Annotated in this window: 2 protein-coding genes; both read right to left on the minus strand. The window is 63.7% G+C overall.

Annotated elements, in window-relative coordinates; translation table 11 throughout:
* Window positions 1-1176 (minus strand): trypsin-like peptidase domain-containing protein (locus EN893_RS31760; RefSeq protein ID WP_128362091.1); only part of this gene is annotated, 1176 nt, incomplete at its 3' end.
* A 130-nt stretch (window positions 1177-1306) separates the two neighbouring features.
* Window positions 1307-1774 carry a cytochrome c-type biogenesis protein gene (locus tag EN893_RS31765; RefSeq protein ID WP_127270956.1) on the minus strand — a complete coding sequence of 156 codons (468 nt, stop codon included), beginning with the start codon at window positions 1772-1774 and terminating at the stop codon, window positions 1307-1309.
* Between the last annotated feature and the right edge of the window lie 135 nt (window positions 1775-1909).

Here is a 1909-nt window from a genome sequence, read left to right on the forward strand (position 1 = left end):
CCACACGGTGACGTCGACCGACTTGCCAGGCGAATAGGCGCCGATCAGCCGGGCCAGTTCCTTCGGCGAAGCGACATCTTTTCCGTCGACCTGGGTGATCACGTCACCGGCCGTGATGCCCGCCTTCTTGCCGGGACCATCATCCTGGGCACTGGAAACCAGTGCGCCGTTGTTGGACTTCAGACCAAGCGACTCAGCGATGTCGGAGGTGACCGGCTGGATTTCCACACCGAGCCAGCCGCGCTGCACGGAGCCGCTCTTCATCAGGTCCTGAACGACCTGCTTGGCGGTCGAAGCGGGAATGTCGAAGGCGATGCCGACGCTGCCGCCGGATGGCGAGAAGATCGCGGTGTTGATGCCGACGACCTGGCCGTTGAGGTTGAAGGTCGGACCGCCAGAATTGCCGCGGTTGACCGATGCGTCGATCTGGATGAAGTCGTCATAAGGGCCAGCGCCGATGTCACGGCCGCGGGCGGAGACGATGCCGGCGGTGACGGTTCCACCAAGGCCGAACGGATTGCCGACGGCCACCACCCAGTCGCCGACGCGAACCTTGGAGTCATCGGCGAAGTCGACATAGGTAAACTTGCCGACGCCGTCGACCTTGAGCACGGCGAGATCGGTGCGCGGGTCGGTGCCGACCAGCTTGGCGTCGAGTTCCTTGCCGTCATGCATCACCACGGTGAAGGCCGAGCCTTCTGAAACAACGTGATTGTTGGTGACGAGATAGCCGTCATCCGAGATGAAGAAGCCCGAGCCCTGGGCAACCGGCCGCGGCTGATCGTTGTTGCGGTCGCGGTGGCTGAAGCGCCTGTTGCCGCCACCCTGGCCGTCCTGGTCACCAAAGCCACGGAATTCCTTGAAGAAGCGGCGTAGCTGTGGATTGTTGGGCAGGTTGTTCATGCCATCCTGGTCGTCGGACGGGTCGGAGCCATCATCGGCGGCCGGGCTGATCTTGGCCTTGACCTTGACACTGACAACGGCGGGAGAAACGCGCTCCACGACATCGGCGAAGCCCGGCACCTGCGGCGCCTCGACGCGTACGGCATCGGCCAGAACAGGGCTGGTTCCGCTGGTCAGCGCGCCAACCCCGATCGCACCGGCCACGGCGACAGATGCGACGGCAGCCATGAGACGCTTGCGGGTGACGGAATATGAATTGGGGGCAATATTCATGGATCTCTTATCCTCTTTCAACGGACGCTGCTTGGTCGGCATCCTCGGAAAGGAGAATTAGAGCGGCACACATTACAGCGCCATTTCCGACACATGAAACTTTGGTAATGTTTGGGAGTGACGGCGGACATCAGTCGCGGCGCAATATGGCGTCCAACGATGCCTGTTCTTCGGAGGACAGTGATTTTGTTGCCAGCACGCGGCGCGACCGCGCGGTCAGCACGATGAAAACGCCTCCCACCAGCAACAGCAGGACGGGCGTGCCCCACAGCAACGCATTGCGCAGGTCGAATCGCGGCTTCAGCAGCACGAACTCGCCATATCGCGAAACCACGTAGTCCATGACCTGCTGGTCGGTGTCGCCGGCGACGAGGCGCTGACGCACAAGGACGCGCAGGTCGCGGGCAAGGTCGGCATCGGATTCGTCGATCGACTGGTTCTGGCAGACCATGCAGCGCAAGCCTTCCGACAGCGCCCGCGCCCGCGCCTCCAGCGTCGGATCAGGCAGCACCTCGTCAGGCTTCACCGCCGAGGCCGTGCCGGCAAAGAACAGCGCCAGCAGCAGGACAATGGAGGTCAGAGAAAACCGCGCGTTCATGGCAGGGTCGCGGATGGCACCGCGCTCGCCTGCTTGCGCCGCCGCGACGGCGCGCCGACGCGCAGGCGCCGGTCCATCAGTGACATCGCCGCGCCCGCCATCATCATCAGGCCGCCGCCCCAGATCAACGTCACC

This window comes from Mesorhizobium sp. M7A.F.Ca.CA.004.04.2.1 (assembly GCF_004022825.1).
Classification (GTDB): domain Bacteria; phylum Pseudomonadota; class Alphaproteobacteria; order Rhizobiales; family Rhizobiaceae; genus Mesorhizobium.